Below are 26,827 nucleotides of genomic sequence, written 5' to 3'. Positions count from 1 at the left end.
GCGGCCTAGCGGCCGCCGGGCCTGCGCGCGTCGGATCGACCGCGTTCGTAGCGGCGGACGCGCCGGTAGCCCGTGAGCTGCCCCTCGGCGTCGAGCTCCACCTGGTAGCTCGCCATCAGGCTCATCGTGTCGGGCACGCGCTCGAGCTCGAGGACCTCGACCTCAAGCGCCCAGCCCTCGTCCGTCTGCTCGAAGGACGACACGGACTCGGCTTCCATGCCGGTGAGTTCCGCGAGCTGGCCGCGCGCCTGGCGCAGCACGTCCATCGGGCTCGGCCGCTTCGGGGCCGCCTTCTTCCGGGCCGGCTGCTTCTGGGCCGTCTGCTTCTCGTTCGGTTTGCTCGAATTCTGAGAGTCCTGGGGTTCCTGTGAACTCTGTGACTCTTGCGTGTCTCTTGTGTTCGACATGGCCACCTCCCCCTCCGTGTGGCCGCAAGAGTGTTCGCCAAACCTCTGGGGTCTCATGCATCTGCCACCCGCCCGGTGAGGCGGGTGGGGTTCAGCCGCGCAGGGCGTTCAGCCGCCGCCGGGCCGGGCCGAGCGCCCGGCCGCGGCCGAGCAGGCCGGACCAGGGGTTGGCGCGGGCCTGCTCGACGGCGTCGGCGACGGTGTAACTGCGGGCGTTCAGCTCCGGGTCGTCGAGCTGGTCCCAGGTGATGGGGGTCGCCACGGGCGCGCCCGGCCGGGGCCGGACCGTGAAGGGCGCGACGGCGGTCTGGGCGTAGGCGTTGCGCTGCACGTCCAGGTAGAGCCGCTCGCCGCGGTCCTTCTTGCGGGCGGCGGTGGTGAGCCGGCCGGGGTGGGCGTCGGCGAGGGTGCCGGCGACGTCCCGGGCGAAGGCACGCACCTCGTCGAAGTCGTGCCGTCCGTTCAGCGGCACGATCGCGTGCAGTCCGCGGGAGCCGGTGGTCATCAGCGCCGAGGGCAGCTCCAGCTCGTCGAGGAGTTCCCCGAGCAGCCGGGCCGCCTCGCGCACGGCCTCGAAGTCGTCACCCGCGGGGTCGAGGTCGAACACCATCCGGTCGGGGTGGTCGACGCTGTCGGCGCGGGACAGCCAGCGGTGCAGGGCGATGCTCGCCTGGTCGGCCAGGTAGAGGAGGGTGGCGGTGTCGTCACAGACGGTGTGCAGGACGGTGCCGCCCTCCTTGGCCACCTCGACGCGGGTGATCCACTCCGGGTAGGAGTCCGGGGTGTTCTTCTGCATGAACCTCGGACCGTCGAGCCCGTCCGGGTGCCGCTCCAGCATCAGCGGACGGCCGCGCAGGTGCGGCAGCATGAAGGGCGCGACGGCCCGGTGATAGTCCACCAGGTCGCCCTTGGTGTACTCCTTGGCGTCCGCGCCGCCGGGGAAGAGCACCTTGTCCGGCCGGTGGACCGTCACGGTACGACGGCCGGCCCGCACCCGGCGCGGGCCGTCGCCGCCGCTCACGGCACGACCGCCTCCTCCACCAGCAGCCGCCCGGCCGCGGCGATCGACTCGGCGTCGATGCCGGCGGCGTGCAGCGACTCGGCCGGGGACGCCGAGCCGGGCATCGACCGTACGGCGAGCCGCACCAGGCGCGGGACGGGCCGTCCGTCGGTGAAGGCGTCGAGGACGGCGTCCCCGATGCCGCCCTCCGGGTGGTGGTCCTCGACGGTCACCAGGCAGCCGGTCTCCTCGGCGGCCCGGCGCAGGGTGGCCCGGTCGACGGGCTTCACGGAGTACAGGTCGATCACCCGCGCCTGGATGCCCTCCCGCTCCAGGGCGTCGGCGGCGGCCAGTGCCTCGTGCACGGTGACGCCCGCCGCGACGAGGGTCAGCCGGTCGCGCTCGGAGGAGCGCAGCACCTTGCTCCCGCCGACCGGGAACTCCTCGTCGGGGCCGTAGAGCACCGCGCTCTCGCCGCGCGAGGTGCGCAGATAGCGGACGCCCTCCAGGCCGGCCATCGCGCCGACGAGCCGGGCGGTCTGGTTGGCGTCGCACGGGTACAGCACGGTCGAGCCGTGCACCGCCCGCATCATCGCCAGGTCCTCCAGGCCCATCTGGCTCGGCCCGTCCTGGCCGATGGCGACGCCGGCGTGCGAGCCGACCAGGTTGATGCCGGCGCCGCTGACGGACGCCATCCTGATGAAGTCGTGGGCCCGGGTCAGGAAGGCGGCGAACGTGGCGGCGTACGGCATCCAGCCGCGCGCGGCGAGCCCGACCGCCGAGGCGACCATCTGCTGCTCGGCGATGTAGCACTCGAAGTAGCGGTCGGGGTGCTCCTTGGCGAAGAACTCGGCGCGGGTGGAGTCGCCCACCTCGCCGTCCAGGGCGACGATGTCGCCGCGGCCGGTGCCGAGGGCTGCGAGTGCCTCGCCGAAGGCGTTGCGGGTGGCGACCTCCTCGCCCTTGTCCCATTTGGGGAGTTCGTAGTTCCCGGTGTGGACGGCGTGCAGCATGCGGGCGGCCGGTGGTTCCTGCACCGCTACGCGGATGTCGCGCGGTCCGCCGAGTTCGGCGATCGCCTCCTCGGCGTCGGGCAGCGGCTTGCCGTGCAGGCCCTCGCGGTCCTGGACGCCCTCCACGCCCTTGCCCTTGAGGGTGCGGGCGAGGATCGCGGTGGGCTGGCCCTTGGTGGAGGCGGCCTCGCCGTAGGCACGGTCGACGGCGTCCACGTCGTGCCCGTCGACCTCGATGGTGTGCCAGTCGAAGGCCTGGAAGCGGCGGGCGTAGGCGTCCAGGTCGTGGCCGTGCCGGGTCGGGCCGCGCTGGCCGAGCCGGTTGACGTCGACGATCACGGTGAGGTTGTCCAGGTGCTCGTAACCGGCGTGCTCGGCGGCCTCCCACACGGATCCCTCGGCCAGCTCGCTGTCGCCGCACAGCACCCAGGTGCGGTAGCCGGTGCGGTCCAGCCGCTTGCCGGCCAGCGCGATGCCGACACCGACCGGCAGGCCCTGCCCGAGCGAGCCCGTGGCCGTCTCGACCCACGGCAGGCGCTGCGGTGTGGGGTGCCCTTCGAGACGGCTGCCCAGCTTGCGGAAGGTGAGCAGTTCCTCGTCGTCGATGGCGCCGGCCGCCTTGTACGCGGAGTACAGCAGCGGCGAGGCGTGTCCCTTGGACAGCACGAAGCGGTCGTTGCCGGGGTGGGCGGGGCGGTCGAAGTCGTAGTGGAAGTGGTGTGCGAGCAGTACGGCCATCAGGTCGGCGGCGGACATCGAGGACGTCGGGTGCCCGGAGCCCGCGGCGGCGGCGGCGCGGACACTGTCCACGCGCAGCTGCCGGCCGAGATCGGTGAGTTCACCGGTGTTCATGAGTCTCCTTTCGCGGAGTGGTCCGGCGGGTCGGAACGCTTGACGGGGCCGGGGGCTATGTCGGGGCCCGGGGGTGGTTGATCGTCAGGGGGCTGGGGAGCGGACACGGGCTGGTTCTTGGCGGGCTCGCCACCGGGCTGGTTCCTGGCGGGCTCACCGCCGGGCTGATTCCGCGCCGGTTCACCACCGGGCTGGTTCTTTGCGGGCTCACCACCGGGCTGGTTCTTTACGGGCTCACCACCGCGCCGCTTCCCGGCGGACTCGCCACCGGGCCGGCTCCGCGCCGGTTCACCACCGGGCCGGCTCCTGGGCCGCGTATCGCCGAGCGGGCCCTTCGCGGGGCTGTCGGCGGGCCAGGTCCTGGCCGGCTCTCCACCCGGGCGGCCCTTGGCGAGCTCCGTTTCCGAGCGCCGCTCCGCGGCCCCGGATCCGGACCGCACCTGCGTCACCCCGGATCCGGGCTGCCCCTTCGCGGGCTCGTCTCCGGCCCGGCCCGTTCCGGACCCGGTGCCGGTCCCCCCGTCGTAGGTGTCGGCCTCGATCGCGGCGCCCGGCCCCGAGCGGGCGCTCGCCTCCCGCCGTGTCCCGGGCCCGCCCGGCACCCGGGCCACCTCGGGCGACGACGTGTCCAGGGGCACGGACCAGGACCGTACGAGCCCCAACTGCACGGCCTGACGCGGCAGTACGGCGTCCAGCAGCCAGTCGGCGGCGACCCGGACCCGGTTGCCGGGCATGGCGGCGAGATGGTAGCCACGCGTCACCGCACCGGCCGGCACCCCGGACAGCGCAACGCCGAGCGGATTGGCCGCGGCCTTCGCACCGCCCAGGTCGACGACGAAACCCCGGTCGCGATGGCGGTACGGCTTGCACTCCCCGCCGAGCCCCAGCGACGCGGCGACGTTCTCGGCCGCGACCTTGCCGTGCCGCCAGGCGTGCTGCGCGGTCATCGGCGTATAGCTCCCCGGCTTCTCCAGGTCGGGCACCGCGGCCGCGTCACCGCACGCGAACAGCTCCGGCCGCCCGGGCACCTGGAGGTGCGGATCGACGAGCAGCCGCCCCTTCTCCAATGGCAGCCCGAGGGACTCCACCAGCGGGTCGGGCCGTACGCCCACGCACCACACCAGGGTCCGGGTCTCGACGAACTCGCCGTCGCTCAGTACGACCCCGTCGGGCGTGGCCTCCTTCACGGAGGTCCCCGTCCGCACGTCCACACCCCGCTGCCGCAGCACACGACCGGCCGTCGCGGACAGCTTGCCGTCCATCTCCGGCAGCACCCGCGGCGCCACGTCCAGCAGGATCCAGCGCGGCCGCATGCCCTGCCGCAGCGGATGCCTGCGGACCTGCGCGTCGGTGAACAACTGCCCGTGCGCGGCGACCTCGGTTCCGGTGTATCCGGCGCCGACCACGACGAAGGTGCAGCGCGCGGCGCACGACTTCGGGTCCTCGGCGACGGCTGCCAGTTCCACCTGCCGGGTCACGTGGTCGCGCAGGTACAGCGCCTCGGGCAGCCCGCGGAAGCCGTGCGCGTGCTCGGCGACGCCCGGGACGGGCAGCAGCTTGTTGACGCTGCCGGCGGCGAGCACCAGCCGGTCGTAGGCGAGCGTGCCGCCGTCGCCCTCGGGTCCGGTGTAGTGCAGGGTGCGTCCGTCGAGGTCGATCCGGTCGGCCTCGCCGAGCACCAGTCGTACCTGGGGCAGCGTGTCCGAGAGGGAGACCGTGACCCGGCGCGGCTCCAGGATGCCGGCGGCGACCTGGGGCAGCAGCGGCAGGTACAGGAAGTAGTCGGTCGGATTCACCAGGGTGATGCGGGCCCTGCCCCGGGTCTGCCGGGCCAGGGTGCGCGCCGCGCGGTAGCCGGCGAAACCGGCACCGACGATCACGATGCGGGGTCGACTCACGGTTCGCCTCCGGCGCTGTCGCGTACCTCGGGAGCCTTCCGCGTCCCCCTGGCCAGGGCACCCAAACGTCCGACGGCCCCTCCCGGGCGCAACCCCGCCGGTTTCCGGACCAGGGCCCGGGTACCCGGGGCGGGACACGGACGCCTACGTCGCGGAGGCACTCCCCCATGCCCGAGTACGGATACTTCCTCTCGTGCGAGCAGTACGGCCCCGCCGAGCTGATCGAGCAGGCGCGGATGGCCGAGCAGGCCGGATTCCAGGCGCTCTGGATCTCGGACCACTACCACCCGTGGAACGACGAGCAGGGCCAGAGCCCGTTCGTCTGGTCGGTGATCGGCGCGCTGTCCGAGGCGGTGTCCCTGCCGATCGAGACGGCGGTGACCTGCCCGACCGTGCGGATGCACCCGGCGGTGGTGGCGCAGGCCGCGGCGACCAGCGCGGTGATGACCGACAACCGCTTCCGGCTCGGCGTGGGCTCCGGCGAGGCGCTCAACGAGCACATCCTCGGTGACCACTGGCCGCCGGCCCATGTCCGTCTGGACATGCTGGAGGAGGCCATCCAGGTGATGCGCCGGCTGTTCACGGGCGAGGAGGTCAACCACCACGGGCCGCACTACACGGTGGAGAACGCCCGCCTGTACACGGTGCCGGACGAGCCGATCCCGATCGACATCTCCGGCTTCGGCCCGGCGGCGACCCAGCTGGCGTCCCGCGTCGGCGACGGCTACATCAGCGTCGCGCCGGACGAGACGATGGTGGAGCAGTACCGCAAGGGCGGAGGCGGCGGAAAGCTGGTCAGCGGCGGCACCAAGGTCTGCTACGACACCGACGCGGACGAGGCCGTACGGACCGTCCACCGGCTCTGGGCGAACGAGCAGCTGCCGGGGGAACTGGGCCAGGTGCTGCCCTCCCCGAAACACTTCGAGCAGGCACAGCGACTGGTCACCGAGGACATGGTGCGCGAGAACCGGGTGTGCGGCGACGACGTGGACGACCACGTGGCCGAGCTGAAGCAGTTCACCGACGCGGGCTTCGACCGGGTCTACGTCAACCAGATCGGCCCCGACCTGCGCGGCTTCTTCGACTTCTACCGCACGAAGATACTCCCGCAGCTGGAAAGCTGACGGCGGACCGGCCCGGCCAGTCCGCGTACGGCGAGGATCCCCGCTCCCACGATCAGGGCCGCGCCAAGTCCTGCTGCGCGTCGAAGTTCGTACGGGCCAGCTAGCGGTCCAGCAGCCCGGGGACGACCGCGTTGGCAATGAGGGTGGCCGCGGTCGAGCCGCCCACCCAGTACTCCCGGCGCCGCCCGTGCGACGCCGCGTGCACGACGGCCCGGGCCGCGACCTCCGGCTGGTACACGGGGGTGACGGGCCGGGCTCCTCCCGCCATCCGGTTCAGCACCCAGTCGAACTGCGGGGTGTTGAGCCCCGGCAGCTGCACCATCGTCGTGCGCACCCCGCTGCGGGCGTGCCGCAGTTCGCAGCGCAGGGACTCGTTGAACCCCCGGATCGCGTGCTTGGCCCCGCAGTACGCCGACTGCGGGGGAATGCCCCGGTAGGCGAGCGCGGAGCCGACCTGCACGATGGTGCCGCGGTCGCGCGGCCGCATATGGCGCAGCGCGGCCCGGGTGTCGAACACACAGCCGAGGTAGGTCACTTCGGCCACCCGGCGGAACTCGTCCGGGGCGACCTCCGTGACCGGCGCGAAGACTCCGGTGAAGGCGTTGTTGACCCAGACGTCGATGTGGCCGAAGGCGTCGGCGACCCGGTCGCCCCGGGTGGCGAAGGCCCGGGCCGTGGCCCGTCCGACACCGCCCGTGGCTCCGGTCACCACGACCACGCGACCGTGCCGGTGCGATGACCGATTCCCGCGCACCCGTGTCACGCCTCGCGGCGCGGTACGTCCGGGTCGTCCGTCGGCCGCGGGGGCACGGTGCCCGGGGTGGGCTCGCCGGGCGGCGCCGGCGGTACGGGCGGGTACGGCAGACCACCGGCAGCCGCGGCGGCCTGGCCCGCGGCCTCGTGGCCCGGGACCGCACCGGCCCCGTGCCCGGGACCCGGGCGGGCCGGCCGGGCCATGCCGCGCAGCACATAGGCCGCGGCGCCCAGGAGCACGGCGGTGATCAGCGCCGCCGCCCAGTCGGGCAGGCCGAGGGCGAGGGCCAGTCCCACGGCGAGTGCGAGGGCCGCGCCCGCGTACAGGGCGAGGGCGCCGGACGCGGCGTACAGCGTGGCCCTGCGGCGCTGCTTGCGTGTCTGCTCGCGCAGTTCGTCCCGTACGGTCTCACGCGCCACCTGTGCCAGCTCGTCAACCAGATGCTTGTCCAGATGCTCCAGGTGATCCATCGGCTTCATACCCGGCCGGGTACCCGCGCCCCCTGGGGCGTAACTAGGCTCGTCCTCATGGAGATTCTGGGTGCCACACTGCGCGTCTGCGTCGACGACCTCGAGACCGCGATCCCCTTCTACGAGCGGCTGGCCGGCGGCAGCGCCCAGCGCTTCGAACGGGGCGGTGTCGAGGTGGCGGCGATCGGCTGCTTCCTGCTGATGAGCGGTCCCCCGGCCGAACTGGAGGTGCTGCGCAAGGTCTCCGCGACGATCGCCGTCAAGGACGTCGACGACACCCACCGGGTGCTCACCGAACTGGGCGCGCACATCGTCGCGGGCCCGATCGCCTCGCCGGCCGGCCGCAATCTGATCGCGCTGCACCCGGACGGGTCGATCTACGAGTACGTGGACCGCAACCCGGGATGACCGCCGGGCCGGGGGCTCAGCGCCGCCCCGGCCCCGTGACCGTCTCGGCGGTGATCGCCCAGCGTTCGTGGTCGCGCCAGGCCCCGTCGACGAAGAGCATCTTCGGCGAGAAGCCCTCCAGCCGGAATCCGCAGCCGCGGGCCAGGGCGATCGACGCGGCGTTCGCGGGCTGGACGTTGATCTCCAGCCGGTGCAGCCGCATCGGGCCGAACGCGTGCCGCACGACGAGGTCGAGACCTTCGCGCATCAGCCCCCGCCCGGCGGCGTGCGCGAAGGCGCCGTAGCCGAGCGCCCCGCACTGGAAGCCGCCCTCGACGATGTTGTTGATGTTGATGAACCCGGCGATGGCCCCGGCGCCCCGCTCACCGACGTCGTCCTTCTCGCAGACGAGGAAGCCGGCCTTGGACGGGTCCTCGATCAGCCGGCCCGCGTACGCGGAGTAGGCCTGGGCGCTCTCGGGCGGGAAGAGCCAGGGGTGGTGCAGGTCCTTGCTCTCCCGCGCCCGGGCGGTGAACTCGGCGCCGTCCCCGTAGGTGAAGTGGCGTATGCCCACCCGGGGGCCTTCGGCGAGGTAGCGGGACGCGTTGTGGGGCACCCCGCCACAGTAGCCGTGCCTTGGGTCAGGAGCCCGCGACGGGCAGCCGCAGCACCCCGGTGTTCCGCGGCCCGCTGACCACGGTCACCGGTTTGATCCCCCGGTTGCCGAAGTACGCGTCGTCGCTCGCCGCGATCACGAAGCTCAGCCGGTGCCCCTTGTCGTACCGGTGCACGATCCCGGGCAGCGTGACGGTGAAGCTCTTGGTCACGTCCGGTACCCGGACCGGCGCGACCAGGCGGCGCACCAGGGTGCGGGTGCCGTCGGGGGCGATGTCGTAGAGCTTGGCGAACAGGACGAGCTTGTCGGCGGCGTCGCCGGAGTTCTGGGTGCGCTCGGCCTTCGGGGAGCGCACCTCGAGCGTGGCCCGGGGCGCGCCCACCACGTCGAGGGGGCGTGACAGCGGCGCGCTGGTCCAGTCGAGGTAGGTGCCCTCGGTGTCATGCGGTGGTGTGTCGGGCAGCCCGATGAGGCCGGCCAGGGAGCTCTCCGAATGGCTGGTGGGGGTCAGCCAGTTGGTGTAGCCGCGGCTGCCCCGGGCCACCTTGTTCCGGTTGTCGACGAGCTTGCCGTCGCCGGAGAGATACAGCGTGCGGCTCGGCTCGGGGAGGCGGTCGGCGGTGGCGTAGGCGCGGTCCGGGTCGGTGATCCAGTCCCGGTGGTAGGCGAAGGCCGGTCCCGTGTCGGTGTGCGTCCGGCCGCGCAGATGGCGGTCGAACCAGGCGAGGACACGCCGGCCGACGTAGCTGGTCTCCAGGTTGCCCTTCGACAGATCGAGTTCACCGGCGCCGGGGCCGGTGAGCCCGGCACTGTGGCCCCAGGACTGCCAGATCATCTTCGCCGGGGTGCCCTGTGCGCGCAGCGTCCGGTACGTCGCCGTCGCCTCGTTGAGGTTGAAGAGGGTGTCGGCCTGCCCCTGGACCAGCAGGGTGGGCGCTTTGACGCGGTGGAGGTAGGACGCCGGGGAGACGCTGCGGGCGAACGCGAGCAGCTCGGCGGTCCGGCCGGCGGGGTAGGCGCCGGAGTTGAGTGTGTGGACGGTCCGGCAGGCCTTGGTGACGAAGTGCAGGCAGGACATGGAATTGATGCGGGACGGGTCGAGGCTCGGCTGGAGCAGGGGCTGGCCTTCGCCGATGAGATAGAAGCCGTTGGTCCACTGCCACTTGAAGACGCCCGGGACGCCGGTGCCGCCGGTGGCGTTGTTGGGGGCCAGCGCGTAGGCCAGGTCGTTCCAGGTGATCATGGGGACGAGCGCGTCGAGGCGGTGGTCGACGGCGGCCGTGGCGAGCTGGACGGCGCCGCCGTAGGAGCCGCCGATCATGCCGACCCGTGGATCGCCGGGCCGGTCGAGGGTGACGAAGTCGGCGGTGGTGCCGTCGTCGGCGGCGCGTTCGCCGCCGAGGAAGTCGATCAGCCGCGCGGCGGCGGCGCCGTCGATGGCGGGGTCGTCGAGGGAGATGAGACAGCCGCTGCGGCCGAATCCGAGCCCGGAGTAGATGAGGGAGACATAGCCGCGCTGGGCGAAGGCCTTGCCGATGGCGTCCGTGGAACCGTCCGACTTGCTGCCGCCGAAGCCGTTCGTGCCGAGCACGGCGGGCGCCCGGTGGTCCCGGTCCACGCCCGCCGGGCGGTACAGGTCGGCGTCGACCGTGCAGGGCCGGCCCCCTGCCCGGACGGTGAACTTGAGCGGGGTGACGGTGTAGGAGTCCGCCGCGGTGGCGGGCGGAGTGAGGGCGAGGGGGGCGGCCAGGGCGGCGCCCAGAGCGAGAGCGAGCGGCGCGCGGGATCTGGGCACGCGTCGGGACACACGGACCTCCACGAGGGGGACAACCCGAATACCGACCAGTAGGTACTTGGTCGGTAGTCATCGTGTGACACGTGTCAGGGAGCGTCAATCACCGAAACGAGGGTTTCTTGACAGGATTTCAGTAACAGCATGCTCAGCTCAGGGCCGGTTCGTCGAACGTCAACGTGCCCGTTCCGGCGTCCAGTTCGGCCATCATCCCCAGGGGCATCGTCAGCGCGCCCTCGCCGTGCCCGAACCCGAACTCCTCCACGACCGGCACACCGAGTCCGCCGAGCCGGTCGGCGAAGACCGCGCGCAGGTCCTCGTACGGCCCGCACGTCGCCCAGGACCCGAGCGCGATCCCGGCGACCCCGTCCAGCCAGCCGGCGCGCAGGAGTTGGGTCAGATACCGGTCCAGGCGGTACGGGCTCTCGCCGACGTCCTCGATCAGCAGCAGTCCGTCCCGGGCCGCCGCGTGGGCGTGCGGGGTGCCGAGATCGCTCGCGAGCAGGCTCAGGCAGCCGCCCAGCGTGACGCCCCGGGCCCGTCCGGGCACCAGCGCGCCGCCGCCCTCGGGCACCGCCGGGACGGTCCGCACGGACTCCGGCTCGAAGAGGGTCGCCCGCAGATGCTCCTGGGCCCGGGCGCTCTTGAGGAAGTCGACGCCGGCGACCGCGGGACCGTACAGGGTGACAAGGCCGAGGCGGGTGGCGAACGCCTGGTGCAGGACGGTGATGTCGCTGAACCCGGCGAACACCTTCGGGCCCGCCGCCCGCATCGCCGCCCAGTCGAGCAGGTCCACCATGCGCTGCGCCCCGTACCCGCCCCGGGCGCACAGCACCGCGGCGACGGACGGGTCGCACCAGGCGCCCTGCAGATCGGCGGCCCGCTCGGCGTCCGTGCCAGCCAGGTAGTCCAACGCGCGGTGTCTGCCCAGCACATGGGGTGCCACCACGGGGTCGAGGTCCCAGCCGCGCAGGATGTCGAGCCCGGACTGGAGCCGCTCCTCGGGCACGGGCCCGCTCGGCGCGACGACGGCGACCCGGGCGCCGGGGGCGAGCCGGGGCGGTCGCGACAGTTGGTTCACCTGACGAGCTCCAGAGTCGGGATGCCATGCGGATCGAGTCGGAACACCTGGGCGTACAAGGAGAGTTCGGCCTCCAGGGCGCGCACCATGGTCTCCGCCCGCCGGAACCCGTGCCCCTCCCCCTCGAAGGCGAGATAGGCGTGCGGCACCCGCCGGCCCTCCAGCCGGGCCAGGAACCGCTCGCACTGGACGGGCGGGCAGATCACGTCGTCCAGGCCCTGGAGCAGCAGGAACGGCACGCCGAGGCGGTCGGCGTGGCCGGCCGGCGAGCGCTCCGCGTAGCGCGCGGGCACCTCGGCGAGCGGCCCGATCAGGCTCTCCAGATACTGCGACTCGAAGTCGTGGGTCTCCCCCGTGCCCCAGCCGGTGAGATCCAGGATGGGGTACTTGATCGTGCCGCAGGCGTAGACGTCGGTCGTGGTGAGGGAGGCGGCCGCGGTCCAGCCGCCGGCGCTGCCGCCCCGCACGGCGAGGCGGCCGCGGTCGGCGGTGCCCTCGTCGGCGAGGGCCAGGGCGACGGCGGCGCAGTCCTCGACGTCCACCACGCCCCACTGCTCGCGCAGCCGCTCGCGGTAGGAGCGGCCGTAGCCGGTGGAGCCGCCGTAGTTCACCTCGGCGACGCCGATGCCACGCGAGGTGAAGTAGGCGATCTCCAGGTCGAGCACGAGCGGTGCGCGGCCGGTGGGCCCGCCGTGCGCCCAGACGACGTACGGCGGCAGTTCGCCGCCGGGCGCGACGCAGCCGGGGTGGTGCGGCGGGTAGATATGGGCGTGGATGTCGCGCCCGTCCGGGCCGGTGAAGGCACGGATCTGCGGCTCGGGGTAGTAGGCGGGGTCCACGGCGTCGTCGTGCTCGGCGCCGATGACGCGGGCGTGGCCGGTGGCGGCGTCCAGTTCCACGACCTCGTAGGCGCTGCGCGGGCTGGCCCCGACGGCGACGACCCGCTCGCCGTGCGCGGCGAGGGTGGGCGCGAACTCGGTCCAGGGCCCGGCCGCGTCGACGACCTCGCCGGTCTCGGGGTCCAGAATGCCGAGGGCGGTGGCGCCCCGGCCGTGCACGACGGCGATCAGGCCGCTGTCGAGCGGCGCGAACCATCGCATGCCGAGCTTCCAGAGCGCCCCGCCGAACTCCTCTTCGCGCGGGCACAGCGGTTCCCCGTCGAGGTGGAGGTTCCACCAGCCGCTGCGGTCGCTGGCGTGCAGGAGGCGGCCGTCGTGGGTCCAGTCGGCCTGGGCGATGGACTCGCCGGGCCCGCCGGCCACGGTCCGGGCGTCGTGCAGGACGCCGTCGGGGCCGACGTCGGCGAGGACCAGTTCGGTGCCGTCCCAGGGCATGCGCGGATGGTCCCAGGCGAGCCAGGCCGCCCGCCGCCCGTCGGGGGAGAGCTTCGGGCCCGTCACGAAGCGGTGCCGGGCGCCGGTGAGTTCGCGCACGGCGCCGCGGTCCTGGGCGGCGGATCCGTCGAGCGGGACCGCGGCCGGGACGCGGCGCACATCGGTGGGGCCGTCGCCGGTGAACTCCTCCAGCACGCACCACACCTCGCCCCGCTCGGGCAGGGGCAGCGGCTCGGCCCAGCGCAGGCCCGCGCCCACGGGAGACACCGGCGTGAGCGGGCGGGGCTCTCCGCCCGGCTCGTACCGGTACAGCCGCTGGTCGGCGAAGTTCACGAACACCACCAGCGGGCCGTCGTCGCCCGCCTGCGCGGCCCACGGATGGCCGCCGTACTCGATGACCCGGCTGCGCACGTTCCACGGCGCGGGCAGCACCGGCTCCTCCGTGCCGTCGGTGTGCCGCCGCACCAGGGTGCGCCGGCCGCCCTCGGCGGGGCGGGGCTCGGTCCACCACACCTCGTCGCCGACGAAGCCCAGGTACTCCGGGTGCCCGTCGTGCGCGGCGGCCAGGGCCGCGTCGATGGGCGAGGGCCACGCCCCGTACGCCAGCGTCCGCACTCTCTCCCCCACTCCCCTAGGCCGTCCGCAGGAACCGGTCGAGTACCCGCACACCGAAGTGCAGCGCCTCGACCGGGACCCGCTCGTCGACCCCGTGGAACATGGCCCCGTAGTCGTAGCCCTCCGGCAGCTTCAGCGGTGTGAAGCCGTAGCCGGTGATGCCGAGGCGCGAGAACTGCTTGGCGTCCGTGCCGCCGGACATGCAGTACGGCACGACATGCCCCTCCGGGGCGAACTCCTCGACGGCGGCCCGCATCCGGGCGAACGTCGCCGAGTCCACCGGCGATTCGAGGGCGACCTCGCGGTGGTGGAACTCCCACTCGACATCCGGACCGGTGAGCCGGTCGAGGGTCTCGCGGAACTCGTCCTCGCCGCCGGGCAGATACCGGCCGTCCACCTGCGCCACGGCCTCCCCGGGGATCACGTTGACCTTGTAACCCGCGTTCAACATCGTCGGGTTGGCGCTGTTGCGTACGGTCGACTCGACGAGCTTCGCGGCGGGGCCCAGCTTGTCGAGCAGCGCGTCGACGTCCGTCAGGTCGCTGTCGATGCCGTAGAGCGCGGCGAGTTCGGAGAGCGCCGCGCGTACGGTCGCGGTCGGCCGCAGCGGCCATTCGTGCTCGCCGATCCGCGCGATCGCGGCCGACAGCCGGGTCACCGCGTTGTCCCGGTTCACCTTGGAGCCGTGCCCGGCGCGTCCGCGCGCGGTGAGCTTCAGCCAGGCGGTGCCGCGTTCCCCGGCCGCGATCGGGTAGATCTGGCGGCCGTTGCCGTCGTGGAAGGTGAAGGCGCCCGACTCGCTGATGCCCTCGGTGCAGCCCTCGAACAGGGCGGCGTGCCGGTCGGCGAGGAATCCGGAGCCGTCCTCGGCGCTGGCCTCCTCGTCCGCGGTGAACGCGATGACGATGTCCCTCCGGGGCCGTACGCCCTGCCGGGCCCAGCCGCGCAGCACGGCGAGGATCATCGCGTCCATGTTCTTCATGTCGACGGCGCCGCGCCCCCAGACGACCCCGTCGCGGACCTCCCCGGAGAACGGGTGCACGCTCCAGTCGGCGGCCTCGGCCGGTACGACGTCCAGATGGCCGTGGAGCAGCAGCGCGCCGGCTCCTGGGTCGGTGCCCTCGACGCGGGCGACGACATTGGTCCGGCCCTTGGCGCGCTCCAGGAGCGTCGGTTCGATCCCGGCGTCGGCGAGCCGCGCGGCGGCGTACTCTGCGGCGGGCCGCTCCCGGCAGTCGCCGCCGCCCCGGTTGGTGGTGTCGATCCGGATCAGGTCGGACGTGTACGTCACGACCTCGTCCAGCGCCTGCCCGTCCACCTGCTCAGCCATACTGCTCCTCCACCGCGGCCGAGACGATCGTGGTGACCGCCTTGAAGGCGCGGATGCCCTCGTACATGGTCTCGCTCGTGTATGCCACCTTCCGCTCCCCGATCCGGTCCACACCCGGCACGACGGTGGCGGCCATCGCCAGATGCTCCGCGTCGAACTCGACGGCGACGGTGAACGGACCGCCGCGCACGGGTTCGTGACGCACCGCCAGCCCGGCGGCCTCCTTGGCGGCAGCCCGGATGTCGGCGGCTGTCCGGGCGGGCGTACGGCACACGGCCGCGTACCGCGACACATGGTCCTTCACCGCGACCTTCAGCGCCTCGGGCGCGTACCCGAGCGCGTCCTCGCAGGCGATGTCGTCCCCGGTGACCAGCACGACCGGGACCCCGAACTCGGCGGCGACATGGGCGTTGAGCAGCCCCTCGCTCGCCCGTACGTCGTTCAGCCACACACCCGTGATCTGGTTCGCGAGGTAGGTGTGGGCGAGGACGCCCTCCATGCCGGCGCCCGCGTGGTAGCCGACGAACGCGATGCCGTCGACGTCGCCGTGCTGCACGCCCTCCACCATGGAGAGCGCCTTGTGCCGCCCGGTGAGCAGTTGGGCCCGTTCGTCCAGCCGCTCCAGCAGCAGATTGCGCATCGTCGCGTGCGCCTCGTTGATGATCACCTCGTCGGCGCCGCCGTCGTGGAAGCCGAGCACGGCGGCGTTGACGTCGGAGGTGAACAGCGAGCGGCAGCGCTCCCACTGCGCGGCGCCCGGCACCACGTCGTCCGGCCAGGTGACCCCGGTGGCGCCCTCCATGTCGGCGCTGACGAGGATTCTCATGACGAGCCGTCCCGGATGGAGATCTTCATGGTTCGTCACGTTACGCGCTGCGGGCCGAACCGGCTACGACGTCACCAGCGGATCGGCAGACCGGCGAGGAACGAGGTGAGCCGTTCGGCGAGCAGCCGGTGGTCGCGGGCCGAGTAGTGCCAGTGGCAGCCCGTGTGGTCCAGGTTCGTGTCGTCGAGCCGCCAGTAGCGGACCCGGCGGTCGCCGGCGCCGGTGCGCTCCCGGACCACCTGCTCGACATGGCCGGCGAACGGTCCGGCGCCGACGGCCAGAAGGGTGGTCCCGGGGCCGTAGCGTGTCCGCAGCTTCTGGAGGAAGCCGCTGTAGGCGCTCCGGTACGCGGCGGCGAGGCTCTCGTCCGTCCAGGGCTCGCCCGGGTTGACCGGGGTCGAGAAGTCGTTGGTGCCGAGGTGGACCACCACGAGGCCCGGCCGCCAGGTGCCCGGGTTCTGCCAGACGTCGCCCGGCACGTTCAGCAGCGCGCGGTCGTAGAAGGTGCGGTAGTTCTCCTCCGGCGAGCCTCCGTTGTAGTTGCGCACCATGCCCCGGCCCGAGTACGCGTTGATCTGGAAGTCGGCGCGCAGCCGCCGGGCGGTGAGGGCGGCATAGCTCACGTCGGCGTTGGTGGTGCGGGCGACCTGCTCGCCGGTGCAGTCGCGGGAGGCCGAGAGGTTGCCGTAGCCCGCCGTGAGGGAGTCCCCGACGAACTCGATCTGGCGGCTGCGCGCGACCGGCCGGGCCAGTACCGCGCCGCCCGGCGCGGCGACGAAACCGCCGAACGCGCTGGTGGCCCAGGGGGTGTCGTTGCGTTTGACGAGCCGGACGGTGTGCACCCCCTTGGGCAGGCCGGTCACCCAGTGTGTGATCTTGCCCGGCGTGACGAGGGTCGCGACGGTGGCTCCGTCGACCTGGACGTCGTAGTCGGCGGCCGGGTCGTCGAGCACGATGCCGACGCCGGTGCCCCTGATCCGGCCCTCGAAGTACACGCCGGGCCAGCTGTACCGGAGCACGTCCCCGCCGTCCTTGACCCGCCCGGCGGTGTGCGCGCTCGCCGCCACGCCCTTGTCGTCCGGGGCGGCGGTGGCCACGGCGGATGTGCCGAGCAACAGCATCGAAGCGGCGGACGCGACCAGCATCCGGGTCCAGGGCGACGGCATGACTGTCCTCCGGAAGACGGGGTCAGGTGCACGGACGAAGGAGCGGTGACCGGCTCACTGTGCGCTCCTCAGCAGTGTGGTCACCCGGGAGCCGCCGAGGCAGCCCGCCGCCACCGCCGCCGCCACGGCTCCCGCGGAGGCGGCGGCGAGCCCCAGCCACGGCCACAGCGACCAGCCGATGTCCAGAGAGAACAGCAGAGCGGGGGTGGCGACGGCGGTCACCCCGACGCCCATCAGCACTCCGAGGAGCGTCACCTGACCGGCGTACACACCGGTGAGCCAGGACCGGAACCGCCGGTCGGCGCCCGCGGCGGCCAGTGCCGACAGATCCGGCCGCATCTCCTGGGTGGCGAGGCCCACGGTGAGGAAGGCCAGCGTGGCCGCCACGAGCATCAGCACCACCGCGCTGCCCAGAGTCGTGGCCCTCAGCACCTCGGCGGCGACCGGGCCCCGTTCCACCTCCAGCGTGAAGTAGCCACTGCCGATGTCCGAGGCGAGCGCTCCGCGCGCGCGGTCCTCCTGTTCCGCGGAGATCGAGCCGTCCGGCGCGGGAAGGTAGAAGTAGGCGGAGTTGGGCTGCTCGACGCCGCCGAGCGCCTTGAGTCCGGCCGCGCTGATGTAGATGGCCGGCAGGTTGCGGTACTCCGAGCGCCGCTGCGCCGCGACCGCGTCGAGGCTCTTGGTCTCCAGCTCCGTTCGGCCCGTGTCCATGACGGGGGACTTCGGCGCGGTCACGGTCAGCCGGCCGCCCGGTGCGAGCCGCTCGTCCAGGACGACGGCGCCACCGGCGGCGAGCGCCCCGCGCTCCCGGGCGGTGGGTTTCCTGCCGAGCACCGTGGCCAGGTCCGCCTCACGGATCACCATGACGGCGGAGGGCCGGTCGGGCAGGGGTGAGGCGGCCTGGTACTCGCCCCAGTAGGACCACGCGGTGCCGTCCGGGGCCGTGCCCTCCGGGGCCGGCGGGCTGGCGATGGCCATGGCCGTCAGCCGCTCGCCTCCGAGGGCCTCTTCCATGGCGGCGACGGTGGCGGGCCCGGGCACCTTCGTCGCGTAGGCGAAGGCCGAGCCGTGCGGGGAGTTGGGCTCGTAGGACTTGCCCACTTCCGCCGTGAGCCCTCCCATGGCCGCCAGGACGAGCCCGGTCAGCACCGTGAGGCTGGCCACCACCGTTCCCATGGTCGCCGAGCGGGACGCGGAACGCGCCAGGAGCCGGGCCCCGATGCGCTGCATCAGCCGCAGGCCGTCGGCGCGGCCGGCGCTCGACGGCAGCAGCCTCCGTACGAGAACGCCCGTGCCGATGACCAGGCTCAGCGCGCCGATCATGACGGTGAACGGGGCATCGAGGGACGCACCGGCGACCGCCAGCAGCAGCCCGCAGGTCAGCAGGACGCCGAGCAGCACCTGCCCGCGGCGCGGCGCGCGGTCCTCGAAGCCGGCCTGGTCCCGCAGGGCGGCGACCACATCGCCGCCGACTCCGCGCGCCGCGACCCGGGCCGCGATCGCCGGAGTGAGGACGCCGAGCAGTGCCAGGACCGCCGTCGGCCAGACGTCCAGACGCAGCCCGCCCCAGAGCTGGCCTTGGCGCTCCGCCGCCCAGGGCTTCAGCAGCCAGGCACCGGCCACACCGGCCCCTACGGCGAGTCCGGTGGCGAGAAGTCCCACCAGGACCCCCTGGTGGGTGATGACCGACCGCCTGGTCCTCGGTCCCGCGCCCGCCGCGGCCAGCAGGGCGAGTTCGCGTCGGCTGCTGCGGACGACGATCGCGTAGACAGCCCCCATCACCAGTCCGAGTTCGCCGAGCACCAGGACCGCCAGTCCGAGGACCCAGGCGGCTGCGGACTCCTCGGGAAGCAGGGAGTCCGGGGCGTCACGGGCGACGTCGAAGGCGGTGGAGCGGGGTTCGATGCGCCAGCCCTGCCCGTTCATGGCCCGCTGTGCCCCGGGCGTGAGCGCCTCCGGGGTGTGCCAGACGACGACGGTGCCGTCCTGCGCGGCGGCCATGGAGCTCTCCTGCCCGGGCTTCGGCAGAGCCGGTGCCTGGCCGGCGACGACGGCAGGCAGGGCCACCACGAACTTCCGCAGGGTGTCGGTGGGAATCGCCGCGATGCCTGTGACCTCGGCCTTGGCGCCGCCCTCGCCGAGGTCCACCCGGTCTCCCAGCCGTACCCCGAGTCGTGCCACCACGCTCGGGGAGAGGGCGACCTCGTCCGGTGCCCGCGGCGCCCTGCCGTCGGTCAGCACGAACCGGCCCCGGTGCAGCGGCCGGTCGAGTTCGAGGCCGTAGCCGAAGGAGTCGACCTGCAGACCGTCCGAGGAGACGGCGAGCGGGCCGTTGACCTCGGGGACGACCTCGATGTCCTGACCGACCGCGTCGGCCAGCGCCCGCGGCCCTTCGGCCAGGGCGCGCTCCGCGCCGCGTTCCGTGACGAAGTCGAGGTTGCGCAGCACCCCCTGCGACTGGCCGATGAGCGTGCCGACCCGTTCGTCCTCGGGGATCTCGCTGGTGGCCCGGAGCGTGACCAGCGTGACGGCCAGGGTCAGCGGAACCAGCAGCGCCGCCGTGAGGGCCAAGGTCCGCTTGCGGTCACGCCGTACGCGCCGCAAGGCGACCCGGAGGGCGATCCTGCGTGCGCTCACGCGGCGGCTCCGGTGTCTTCCCCGACGACGCCGTCGCGCATCCGGACCACGCGGTCGGCCCGGGCCGCGACCGCCTCGTCATGGGTGACGATCACGCAGGTCGCCCCGGACCGCACCAGCGACTGGAGGCTGTCGAGTACCTGGGCGGCGCTGTCGCTGTCCAGCGCCCCGGTCGGCTCGTCCGCGAGGATCAGTCCGCGGCCGCCCGAGAAGGCCCGGGCCAGGGCGACACGCTGTTGCTGCCCGCCGGAGAGCGAGTCCGGGTAGCGGTCGGCGTACTCGTCCATTCCCACGGAGGCGAGCGCCTCGCGCGCCTGCGCACGGGCCTTGCGGCGGGACATGCCGTCGAGTTCGGCGGGCAGAGCCACGTTCTCCGCCACGCTGAGGATGCGGACCAGGTTGTAGTCCTGGAACACATAGCCGATATGGCGGCGCCTGTGCTGGTAGAGCTCCGTCTCCGCGAGCGTGTCGATGCGCACTCCGGCGACCGTGACCGTGCCGGTGTCCGGGGGCTGCAGTCCGCCCGCCATGGTGAGCAAGGTGGACTTGCCGCATCCGCTGGGCCCCATGACCGCGGTGAGGGTGCCCTCGCCGGCTGTCAGACTCACCCCGCGCACCGCCTGGACCTCGACCTCGCCACTGCGGTAGCGCCGGGTCACGCCGTCCAACACCAACACCTGTGTACCTCATTCATCCGTACTCGACGAGGGCTGCGAAACTGGATGAAGGCTGCCGGGCTGCTTTCCTCAGCCCGGCAGCCGTCAGTCGTGCTTCACCGCCGTTTCACACCGGTCAGCGGTGCTGGAAGCCCGACTCGCCCACGCCCCACGTGCAGCCGGGGGTGGAGAAGCTGGCTCCCGAGAAGCTCCCGCCCTTGTAGGGCGAGTACACGGCGAACGGAGACAGGTCGCACTCGCCGTACAGACGGACATCGTGGCCTCCGCTGTGCGAGCAGCCGCTGGCCCACGCGTTGCCGCCGTTGCCGGAGTTGTGGCTCTGGCTGCTGCAGGACACAGTGCCCGCCTGGGCGGGCAGCACGGTGGCGGCCGTCACTCCGCCGGCGAGCGCGGCCCCGATGGCCAGAGACGCCAGAAGACGCTTCATGCGATACCCCCTCAAGATCCGCTGACCGATGTTCCCCAACAGCGGACCAGGTGTGCACGGCCGGACCCTCCGACCGTCAGGTGCCACTTTCGCAACCAGCGCCTCGCTAGCCCATCGGACCTTTGGGTATTGCCCCAAGGTCCGATAGCGCTTTCTGGGATCTCTGTGCTAGAAGTGCCGCTTCCACTCTGGACTCGACACCGAGCTTGCGCATCAGACTCGTCAGATGGGCCTTCACCGTGCGCTCGGCAATTCCGAGTCGTTGGGCGAGGCGCCGGTTCGATTCACCTGTGACCAGCAGGGACAGAACTTCCAGTTCACGACTGGTCAGTTCGTTGAACTGATCCGATCCCATGTATTTCCCCCGATCATGTCGCTCTTCTGAGGTGTGGCACAGTGCCCCGTTGTGCCTCTGCGATCGGTGAATCGTAGTCAGTCGGAAAGAATTGATACACGGGTTGCGCAACAGGCGCGAAAACCAGCCACAAAGGAAGCTTGAAACAGATACTTGTTACACCGTGCGCCGGGCCACCACCCACGTCGAGGGCAGCTCCACCCGAGTGCCGTCGGCCGCGTACTCCGTGGTGGCGAGGGACATCCGGCCACTCGCCAGGACCGTGAGGCCGGCCGAGCGCAGATACTCGGGCAGGGCCTCGTCGGAGACCTCGCCGGGTGCGATGCCGTGCCGGAACACCGGCGCGAGCTTGGGCGGCGGACCGTCGGGGCCGCTCGCCAGACCCATCAGCACCGGCTTGGCGGCACCGGAGAGCTCCACCAGGAAGGCCCGGCCGCGGTCGCCGACCAGCGTCGCGATCCCGTCCACCAGCGACTGGCGGTCGTCCGGTTCGCACTGGTGCAGGACGCCCCGCACATAGACGTTGGTGTCGCCGAGCTCCGCGTGCAGGGTCTGCGTCTCGCTCTTGTCGGCGGCGTCCAGCTGCCGGTACGTGGCCTGCCCGGCCGGGTCGGCGCGCCGGGCGTGGTCGAGGGCCGCGGCCGACAGATCGGCGCCCACGACCCGCGGGAAGCGGTCGGCGAGGTAGCGGGTCTGGGTGCCGTTGCCGCAGCCCAGGTCCACCATCGGCAGTGCCGGATCGGCCACATGCGGTTCGAACAGGGCGAGGTGCGGGCCGGCGGTCAGGACCGGCTCGGCGTCCCAGAACACCGCCCCCGGTTCGGCGGACGCCGCACGCCAGAACCCTTCCCAGGCCTCCCGGTACCGACTCGTCACGCTCATGCCCAACTCCCCAGGGTGCGAACGAATCCCGCCATCCGGCGGGCGAGTACGGTGTACCGCGCGGCGCGGGCCACGACAAGCGGCCGGCGTGTTCTTTCACGGCTCGTTCGAGAGGGGCCGAGGCGGATCAGCGCCTGGGCAGCGTCAGTTCGAACCACACGGTCTTGCCCGCCTTGGTGCGGCTGGTGCCCCACTCACGGGACAGCGTGCTGACGACACGCAGACCGCGCCCGGCGTCGTCGAGAGATCCGCTGCTCAGCAGCGTCGGCAGCTCGTGGTCGTCGTCGTCCACCTCGCACAGCAGGGTGTCGCAGCGGACGAGGCGCAGTTCCACGGGGCGTGCGTGGGAGTGCCGTACGGCGTTGGTGACGAGTTCGCTGACCATCAGCTCGGCGGACGCGACCAGTTTCGCCAGGCCCCAGTCGTGCAGCTGCTCGCGGACCACCGCACGGGCCCGGCCGGCCTCGGCCGGGTCGAGGGCGAGCCGCCACTCGGCGACGTCGTCCGGCTCGATGCCGTTCAGCCGGGCCATCAGCAGCGCCACGTCGTCCTTGCGCCCGCCCTGGACGTTGAGGGCGCGGATGATGGTGTCGCAGGCGTCGTCCATGGACGCGGCGGGGTGGGCTGCCGACTCGCAGAGCGTCGCGAGGCCCACGCCGATGTCCTCGCCGCGCACCTCGACCAGGCCGTCGGTGCACATCACCAGCCGGTCGCCGGGCTCCACGCGCATCCGTACCGCCTCGAAGGGCACTCCCCCGACGCCGATCGGCGCTCCCGTGGGCAGGTCCAGCAGTTCGCTGCGCCCGTCGTCGGCCCGGACCAGAACGGGCGGGATGTGCCCGGCGTTGGCGAGGCGCAGCTCGCTCGCGATCGGGTCGTACACGGCGTACAGGCAGGTCGCGAGGTAGCTGTCGCCGAGGCGCTGGGCGAGGTCGTCGAGGTTGCGCAGCAGCTGGGCGGGCGGCAGATCGAGCCCGGCCATGGTCTGCACGGCCGTCCGCAACTGGCCCATCATCGCGGCCGAGTTCAGGCCGTGTCCCATGACGTCGCCGACGACGAACGCGGTACGCCCGCCGGGCAGCTTCACCGCGTCGAACCAGTCGCCGCCGACCCGCCCGAGCAGGGTGCCCGGCAGATAGCGGGTGGCGATGTCGCAGCCCGCCATGCGGGGCGGTATGTGCGGCAGCATGCTGTCCTGGAGCGTCTCGGCGACGTTCTCCTGGAAGGTGTACATGCGCGCGTTGTCGAGCACGAGGCCCGCGCGGGCGGCGAGTTCGGCGCCGGTGACGCGGTCCATGTCGTTGAAGACGGGCCGCTCCGGGTGCCGCAGCAGGATCATGAAGCCGAGTACGACATGGCGGGCCTTCAGGGGCACGACCAGCATGGAGCGGCCCGTGATGAGCGGCCGGATGTCGCGCTTGTCGAACTGCGCGGCGATGGCGTGGCCCATCTCCTCGCTGATGCGCGGCACGAGGACGGGTTCGCCGGAGGTCATGCACTGGAAGAACGGCGTGTGCGCGGGGAACGGCATGGCCTCCCCGACCGGTACGACGTCGTCCCAGCGGCCGGGCTCGTCGGTGTGCTCCAGGGCGACCCGGTGCCACATGGTGGTCGTGTCGGGCACCCCGTCCGGGAACCCCTCACCGGCGACGACCTGTTCGCGCAGATACGTCCCGGCGACGTCGGTGAACCGGGGCACGACGGCCCTGCTGACCTCGATGATCGTGCGGGACAGGTCGAGGGAGGTGCCGATGCGGCCGCTGACCTCGTTGAGGAACTCCAGATGCTCGCGGACGGCCGCGTACTCCAGGTCCTCGCCCTCGTCGCGCAGTTCCTCCGGGACGGGCTCGCCGGCCGCCAGGGCCCGCGCGGCCCGCTCCCGGCGGGCCTTGCGCTCGGCGCGCCGGGCCACGCCCCAGTCGGGAGTGACGGGCACCCGCTCGTTCTGGCTGAACTCCAGGATCGGATAACCGAGTTCGAGGACCTGCGCGACGATGCGGGCGCTCTCGCCGACGCTCATGCTGGGCAGGATCTCGGGCAGCCGGCGGGCGAGATCCTCAGAGCCGGGGAAGTCCGTGTGCAGCGCGAAGCCGGGCGCGATCCGCTCCAGCGCCCCCTCGTCCCCGCGCAGCCCTTCGGCGTCGGCGGCCAGCACGAGCAGCCGCTCGGGCCCGGGCGTCACCAGCGGGTAGGCCCACCACAGGATGTCGACCCGGCCGCCCCCGGACGCGGTGAGCCGGGCGCGGCCCGCCGCCGGGTAGGACAGGCCTCCGTCGAGGGACGATTCGAGGTCGGGCCCGAGACCGTCGTAGGCGGCGTGCGGGGTGGTGTCCCGCTCTTCGGACAGGGCGCCGGAGACGGGGAGCAGGTCCAGGGCCGTGCGGCCGATCGCCTCGTCCTTCGGGACGCCGAACAGGCGCCGTGCGCCCCGGCTCCAGTGGGACACGAGACCGTCGCGGTCGACCACGACGACGGCCAGGGGGACGCGGCCGGGCTCGTCGGGTTCCGTCGCCGTGCCCTGCTCAGCCCTGTCGGTGCCACGGTCCATGGCCCAGGCCCTCTCTCCCCACGGATCCGCGAGTTCTGTGCAGCCGTCACCACCGTACGGCGCCCGCAGGTCGCGATGTGAGGCAATGCGGGAATTGCTCGCGCGGGCCTCGCACCGGCGTACGACCCCGCGCGCCGGTGTGTCTCAGTCCTCGTGCCCCAGCTGGAGATCCCGCTCGGTGCGACCGCCTCCGGCCACCTGGAGAACGGTGGCGACGGGCGGGTACCCGGCGGCGATGACGGTGTACTCGCCGGAGGACAGGTCGACGAACCGGAACGTCCCGTCGGGGCCGGTGGTGAGGGTGTCGACGACATTGCCCGCCACGTCCAGCAGGGTCACCCGGGCGTCCTCCACGGGCCGGCCGCCGCCCGCCCGGACCGTGCCGCGCAGGACGGCGCCGCCGGCCAGCTCGATGTCCCGGCGGGTCTCGCGATCGGCCTGCACGGTGACGAGCAGCGCGGCCGGGCGGAAGGCGGGCGCTCCGGCGGCGAGGGTGTACTCCCCGGCGACCAGTTCGGTGATGACGTAGCCGCCTTCCCGGCCGCTGCGGGTGGTGGCCACGACCGCGCCGTGCGCGTTGGTGAGCGTGACGGTGGCGTCCCGCACGGGGGTGCCGTCGGCGGTGACGACACTGCCGACGAGGTTCCCGGCGCCGCCGAGGACGATGTCCAGTTCGACGGGGCGTTCGCCGACCGTCACGGAGACCGCCTGCGGCTGGTGGCCGCCCGCGGCGGCGATCAGCACATAGGCGCCGGGGCCCGGGGTGGCCAGCGTGTAGCGCCCGTCCTCGCCGCTCGCGCCGCGCCCGGTCTGCTGCCCTGTGACGTCGATGAGCGTGAGCGCCGCGCGGGGCACGACGGTCCCGTCGTGGTGCTGCACCGAGCCGCAGACGGGCATTCCGGCCGCGTGCGGTGCACGCGCCTGCGGGATCGCGGCGTTCCCCGGCGCCGTGTCCGGGTCGGTGGCGGAGGCGTAGTGGGACACCAGTGGTTTCTCCTTGAGGAAGAAGGCGATGACCAGTCCGAGGACGAGCACCGGCACCAGGTAGAGGAAGATCCGCGGCATGGCGTCGGCGTACGCCCTGACATAGCCGTCGCGCAGTGCCGGAGGCAGCGTGTGCACGAGCTGCGGGGTGATGGACTCGGGCTCGGGCAGCCGGCCGCCCGCCTGTGCGGGGAGGCGCCGGGCCAGCGCGTCGGCGAGCCGGCCGGCGAAGAGCGTGCCGAAGACGGCCGCTCCGACGCTGCCGCCGATCTGCCGGAAGTAGTTGTTGGCGCTGGTGGCGGTGCCGAGGTCGGCAGGCCGCACGGAGTTCTGCACGGCGAGGATCAGAACCGGCATCACCATGCCGATACCGGCGCCGAGGACGGCCATCCAGATGCTGTAGTGCAGCCGGGGCGTGCCGGCGTCGAGGCGGGAGAGCAGCCACATGCCGGCGACGGAGAGGGCGCCGCCGAGGATCGGGTAGGCCTTGTAGCGGCCGGTGTGGCTGATGAGCTGGCCGACGATGATCGAGGCGCCGACGATGCCGCCCGTCATCGGCAGCATGAGCAGGCCCGACTCGGTGGCGGAGGCCCCGTCGACCATCTGCAGCCAGGTCGGCAGGTAGCTGGCGGCGCCGAACAGTCCGGCTCCGATGACCAGGCCGACGAGGCCGGTGACGTTGAAGACGGAGTCCCTGAACAGCCGCAGCGGGATGAGGGGTTCGACGGCGAAGCGCTCGACGACGAGGAAGAGCACGACCGCCGCGGCCGCTCCGGCGCCGAGGCCGAGGATCATGCGCGAGTCCCAGGCGTACTCGGTGCCGCCCCAACTGGTGAGCAGCACCAGGCAGGTGGAGGCGGCGGTCAGCAGCAGCGCGCCGAGGACGTCCAGCCGGGCCCTGACGGCCGGCTTCGGGAGCTTCAGTGCGACGGCGACGACGGCCAGCGTGAGCAGGCCGAAAGGCACGTTGACGTAGAAGCACCAGCGCCAGGAGAGGTGGTCCGTGAAGTAGCCGCCGAGCAGCGGTCCGGCCACGGAGGCGAGGCCGAACGCGGCGCCGATCAGGCCCATGTAGCGGGCGCGCCGCCGGGACGGCACGATGTCCGCGATGATCGCCTGGACACCGATCATGAGGCCGCCCGCGCCGGCGCCCTGGAGGGCGCGGAAGGCGATGAGCTGGTCCATGGTCTGCGCGCGGCCCGCGAGCGCTGAGCCGGCGACGAAGACGACGATGGCGAACTGGAAGACACCCTTGCGGCCCAGCAGATCGCCGAGCTTGCCGTAGATCGGCAGTCCGACGGTGGCGGTGAGCAGGTAGGCGGTGATCGTCCAGGACATCCGGTCCAGGCCGTGCAACTCACCGACGATCTTCGGGAGCGCGGTGGCGACGATCATCTGCTCCAGGGCGGCCAGGAGCAGGGCCAGCATGAGCGCGAGGAAGATCAACCGGACCCGGCGGGGGCTCAGTCCGGCGGCCGGGGCCGGTGGCGGGGCGGGGGTGTCGGGTGGCGCCACCGCCGGTTCGTCCTGCGCCAGAGTGATACCGCCCACCTACCGCTCCCCTCGTCGCGCTGCCGCACAATTCCCGCGTAAAAGCGACAACTATGAGCAAGCACGACGAGTTACGGCATGCGGCGGGTCCGCCCGGAGAT

General features: G+C 72.7%; 21 protein-coding genes and 1 pseudogene. 2 read left to right on the top strand and 20 right to left on the bottom strand.

Translation table 11 applies throughout. From position 1 onward, the window contains the following. Window positions 1–5: 5 nt before the first annotated feature. The 4 genes from ACIBK5_RS05070 to ACIBK5_RS05055 all read right to left on the bottom strand — a co-directional run bounded on the left by ACIBK5_RS05070 (window position 6) and on the right by ACIBK5_RS05055 (window position 5,170). Window positions 6–407: a gas vesicle protein gene (locus tag ACIBK5_RS05070; RefSeq protein ID WP_399016373.1), complete on the bottom strand. Its 402-nt coding sequence runs from the start codon at window positions 405–407 to the stop codon at window positions 6–8. A 91-nt stretch (window positions 408–498) separates the two neighbouring features. Beyond that, a complete protein-coding gene (gene ligD / locus ACIBK5_RS05065) occupies window positions 499–1,428 on the bottom strand; it encodes a non-homologous end-joining DNA ligase (RefSeq protein ID WP_399016371.1) in 930 nt (309 codons plus the stop codon). After that, complete coding sequence (locus ACIBK5_RS05060) at window positions 1,425–3,272, bottom strand: transketolase (RefSeq protein ID WP_399016370.1); 1,848 nt, start codon at window positions 3,270–3,272, stop codon at window positions 1,425–1,427. Before ACIBK5_RS05060 ends, ligD begins: the two co-directional genes overlap by 4 nt. After that, window positions 3,269–5,170: an FAD-dependent oxidoreductase gene (locus ACIBK5_RS05055; RefSeq protein WP_399016368.1), complete on the bottom strand. Its 1,902-nt coding sequence runs from the start codon at window positions 5,168–5,170 to the stop codon at window positions 3,269–3,271. The genes ACIBK5_RS05060 and ACIBK5_RS05055 overlap by 4 nt, the downstream gene beginning before the upstream one ends. Window positions 5,171–5,337: 167 nt before the next feature. Here ACIBK5_RS05055 and ACIBK5_RS05050 point away from each other — a divergent pair, with 167 nt between their 5' ends. After that, on the top strand, window positions 5,338–6,294 hold the full coding sequence (locus tag ACIBK5_RS05050; RefSeq protein WP_399016366.1) for an LLM class F420-dependent oxidoreductase: 957 nt from the start codon (window positions 5,338–5,340) through the stop codon (window positions 6,292–6,294). Window positions 6,295–6,397: 103 nt separating this feature from the next. Here ACIBK5_RS05050 and ACIBK5_RS05045 read toward each other — a convergent pair. Next, window positions 6,398–7,006 (bottom strand): annotated as a pseudogene (locus ACIBK5_RS05045) (SDR family oxidoreductase); the annotation flags it as partial. Window positions 7,007–7,053: 47 nt separating this feature from the next. Continuing rightward, on the bottom strand, window positions 7,054–7,527 hold the full coding sequence (locus tag ACIBK5_RS05040) for a phage holin family protein (protein ID WP_399016364.1): 474 nt from the start codon (window positions 7,525–7,527) through the stop codon (window positions 7,054–7,056). Between the two features lie 48 nt (window positions 7,528–7,575). On the opposite strand from ACIBK5_RS05040, the gene ACIBK5_RS05035 reads away from it, so the two are divergent. After that, window positions 7,576–7,926 carry a VOC family protein gene (locus ACIBK5_RS05035; RefSeq protein ID WP_399016363.1) on the top strand — a complete coding sequence of 117 codons (351 nt, stop codon included), beginning with the start codon at window positions 7,576–7,578 and terminating at the stop codon, window positions 7,924–7,926. 16 nt (window positions 7,927–7,942) lie between these two features. On the opposite strand, the gene ACIBK5_RS05030 is transcribed toward ACIBK5_RS05035, so the two are convergent. The 14 genes from ACIBK5_RS05030 to ACIBK5_RS04965 all read right to left on the bottom strand — a co-directional run bounded on the left by ACIBK5_RS05030 (window position 7,943) and on the right by ACIBK5_RS04965 (window position 26,726). Continuing rightward, on the bottom strand, window positions 7,943–8,521 hold the full coding sequence (locus ACIBK5_RS05030) for a GNAT family N-acetyltransferase (RefSeq protein WP_399016361.1): 579 nt from the start codon (window positions 8,519–8,521) through the stop codon (window positions 7,943–7,945). A gap of 25 nt (window positions 8,522–8,546) precedes the next feature. Continuing rightward, the gene (locus ACIBK5_RS05025) at window positions 8,547–10,328 is read right to left on the bottom strand and encodes a CocE/NonD family hydrolase (protein WP_399016359.1); all 1,782 of its coding nucleotides are present in this window, start codon (window positions 10,326–10,328) and stop codon (window positions 8,547–8,549) included. Between the two features lie 133 nt (window positions 10,329–10,461). Next, window positions 10,462–11,394 carry an LD-carboxypeptidase gene (locus ACIBK5_RS05020; RefSeq protein ID WP_399016358.1) on the bottom strand — a complete coding sequence of 311 codons (933 nt, stop codon included), beginning with the start codon at window positions 11,392–11,394 and terminating at the stop codon, window positions 10,462–10,464. Beyond that, window positions 11,391–13,355 carry a S9 family peptidase gene (locus tag ACIBK5_RS05015; protein WP_399016357.1) on the bottom strand — a complete coding sequence of 655 codons (1,965 nt, stop codon included), beginning with the start codon at window positions 13,353–13,355 and terminating at the stop codon, window positions 11,391–11,393. The genes ACIBK5_RS05020 and ACIBK5_RS05015 overlap by 4 nt, the downstream gene beginning before the upstream one ends. 4 nt (window positions 13,356–13,359) lie before the next feature. Continuing rightward, window positions 13,360–14,673 (bottom strand): M20/M25/M40 family metallo-hydrolase, encoded by a 1,314-nt coding sequence (locus ACIBK5_RS05010; RefSeq protein ID WP_399016355.1) that lies wholly within the window; start codon window positions 14,671–14,673, stop codon window positions 13,360–13,362. Then, window positions 14,666–15,499: a M55 family metallopeptidase gene (locus ACIBK5_RS05005; RefSeq protein WP_399016353.1), complete on the bottom strand. Its 834-nt coding sequence runs from the start codon at window positions 15,497–15,499 to the stop codon at window positions 14,666–14,668. The genes ACIBK5_RS05010 and ACIBK5_RS05005 overlap by 8 nt, the downstream gene beginning before the upstream one ends. A gap of 71 nt (window positions 15,500–15,570) precedes the next feature. Beyond that, window positions 15,571–16,665, bottom strand: coding sequence for a GDSL-type esterase/lipase family protein (locus tag ACIBK5_RS05000; RefSeq protein WP_399016351.1), 1,095 nt, complete (start codon window positions 16,663–16,665; stop codon window positions 15,571–15,573). Window positions 16,666–16,719: 54 nt separating this feature from the next. Then, window positions 16,720–19,302 (bottom strand): FtsX-like permease family protein, encoded by a 2,583-nt coding sequence (locus ACIBK5_RS04995; protein WP_399016349.1) that lies wholly within the window; start codon window positions 19,300–19,302, stop codon window positions 16,720–16,722. Then, the gene (locus ACIBK5_RS04990) at window positions 19,299–19,979 is read right to left on the bottom strand and encodes an ABC transporter ATP-binding protein (RefSeq protein WP_399016347.1); all 681 of its coding nucleotides are present in this window, start codon (window positions 19,977–19,979) and stop codon (window positions 19,299–19,301) included. Before ACIBK5_RS04990 ends, ACIBK5_RS04995 begins: the two co-directional genes overlap by 4 nt. Window positions 19,980–20,094: 115 nt before the next feature. Continuing rightward, window positions 20,095–20,406, bottom strand: coding sequence for a hypothetical protein (locus ACIBK5_RS04985; protein WP_399016345.1), 312 nt, complete (start codon window positions 20,404–20,406; stop codon window positions 20,095–20,097). 106 nt (window positions 20,407–20,512) lie between these two features. Further along, on the bottom strand, window positions 20,513–20,761 hold the full coding sequence (locus tag ACIBK5_RS04980) for a response regulator transcription factor (RefSeq protein ID WP_399016344.1): 249 nt from the start codon (window positions 20,759–20,761) through the stop codon (window positions 20,513–20,515). Window positions 20,762–20,917: 156 nt separating this feature from the next. Then, window positions 20,918–21,643 carry a class I SAM-dependent methyltransferase gene (locus tag ACIBK5_RS04975; RefSeq protein WP_399016342.1) on the bottom strand — a complete coding sequence of 242 codons (726 nt, stop codon included), beginning with the start codon at window positions 21,641–21,643 and terminating at the stop codon, window positions 20,918–20,920. Window positions 21,644–21,770: 127 nt separating this feature from the next. Further along, window positions 21,771–24,191 (bottom strand): SpoIIE family protein phosphatase, encoded by a 2,421-nt coding sequence (locus tag ACIBK5_RS04970; RefSeq protein ID WP_399016340.1) that lies wholly within the window; start codon window positions 24,189–24,191, stop codon window positions 21,771–21,773. 144 nt (window positions 24,192–24,335) lie between these two features. Then, complete coding sequence (locus ACIBK5_RS04965) at window positions 24,336–26,726, bottom strand: MFS transporter (RefSeq protein ID WP_399016338.1); 2,391 nt, start codon at window positions 26,724–26,726, stop codon at window positions 24,336–24,338. Window positions 26,727–26,827: the final 101 nt, after the last annotated feature.

This window comes from Streptomyces sp. NPDC050546 (genome assembly GCF_044457425.1).
In the GTDB taxonomy this organism is placed as follows: domain Bacteria; phylum Actinomycetota; class Actinomycetes; order Streptomycetales; family Streptomycetaceae; genus Streptomyces.
This window is presented reverse-complemented; position numbering and strand designations above follow the sequence as displayed.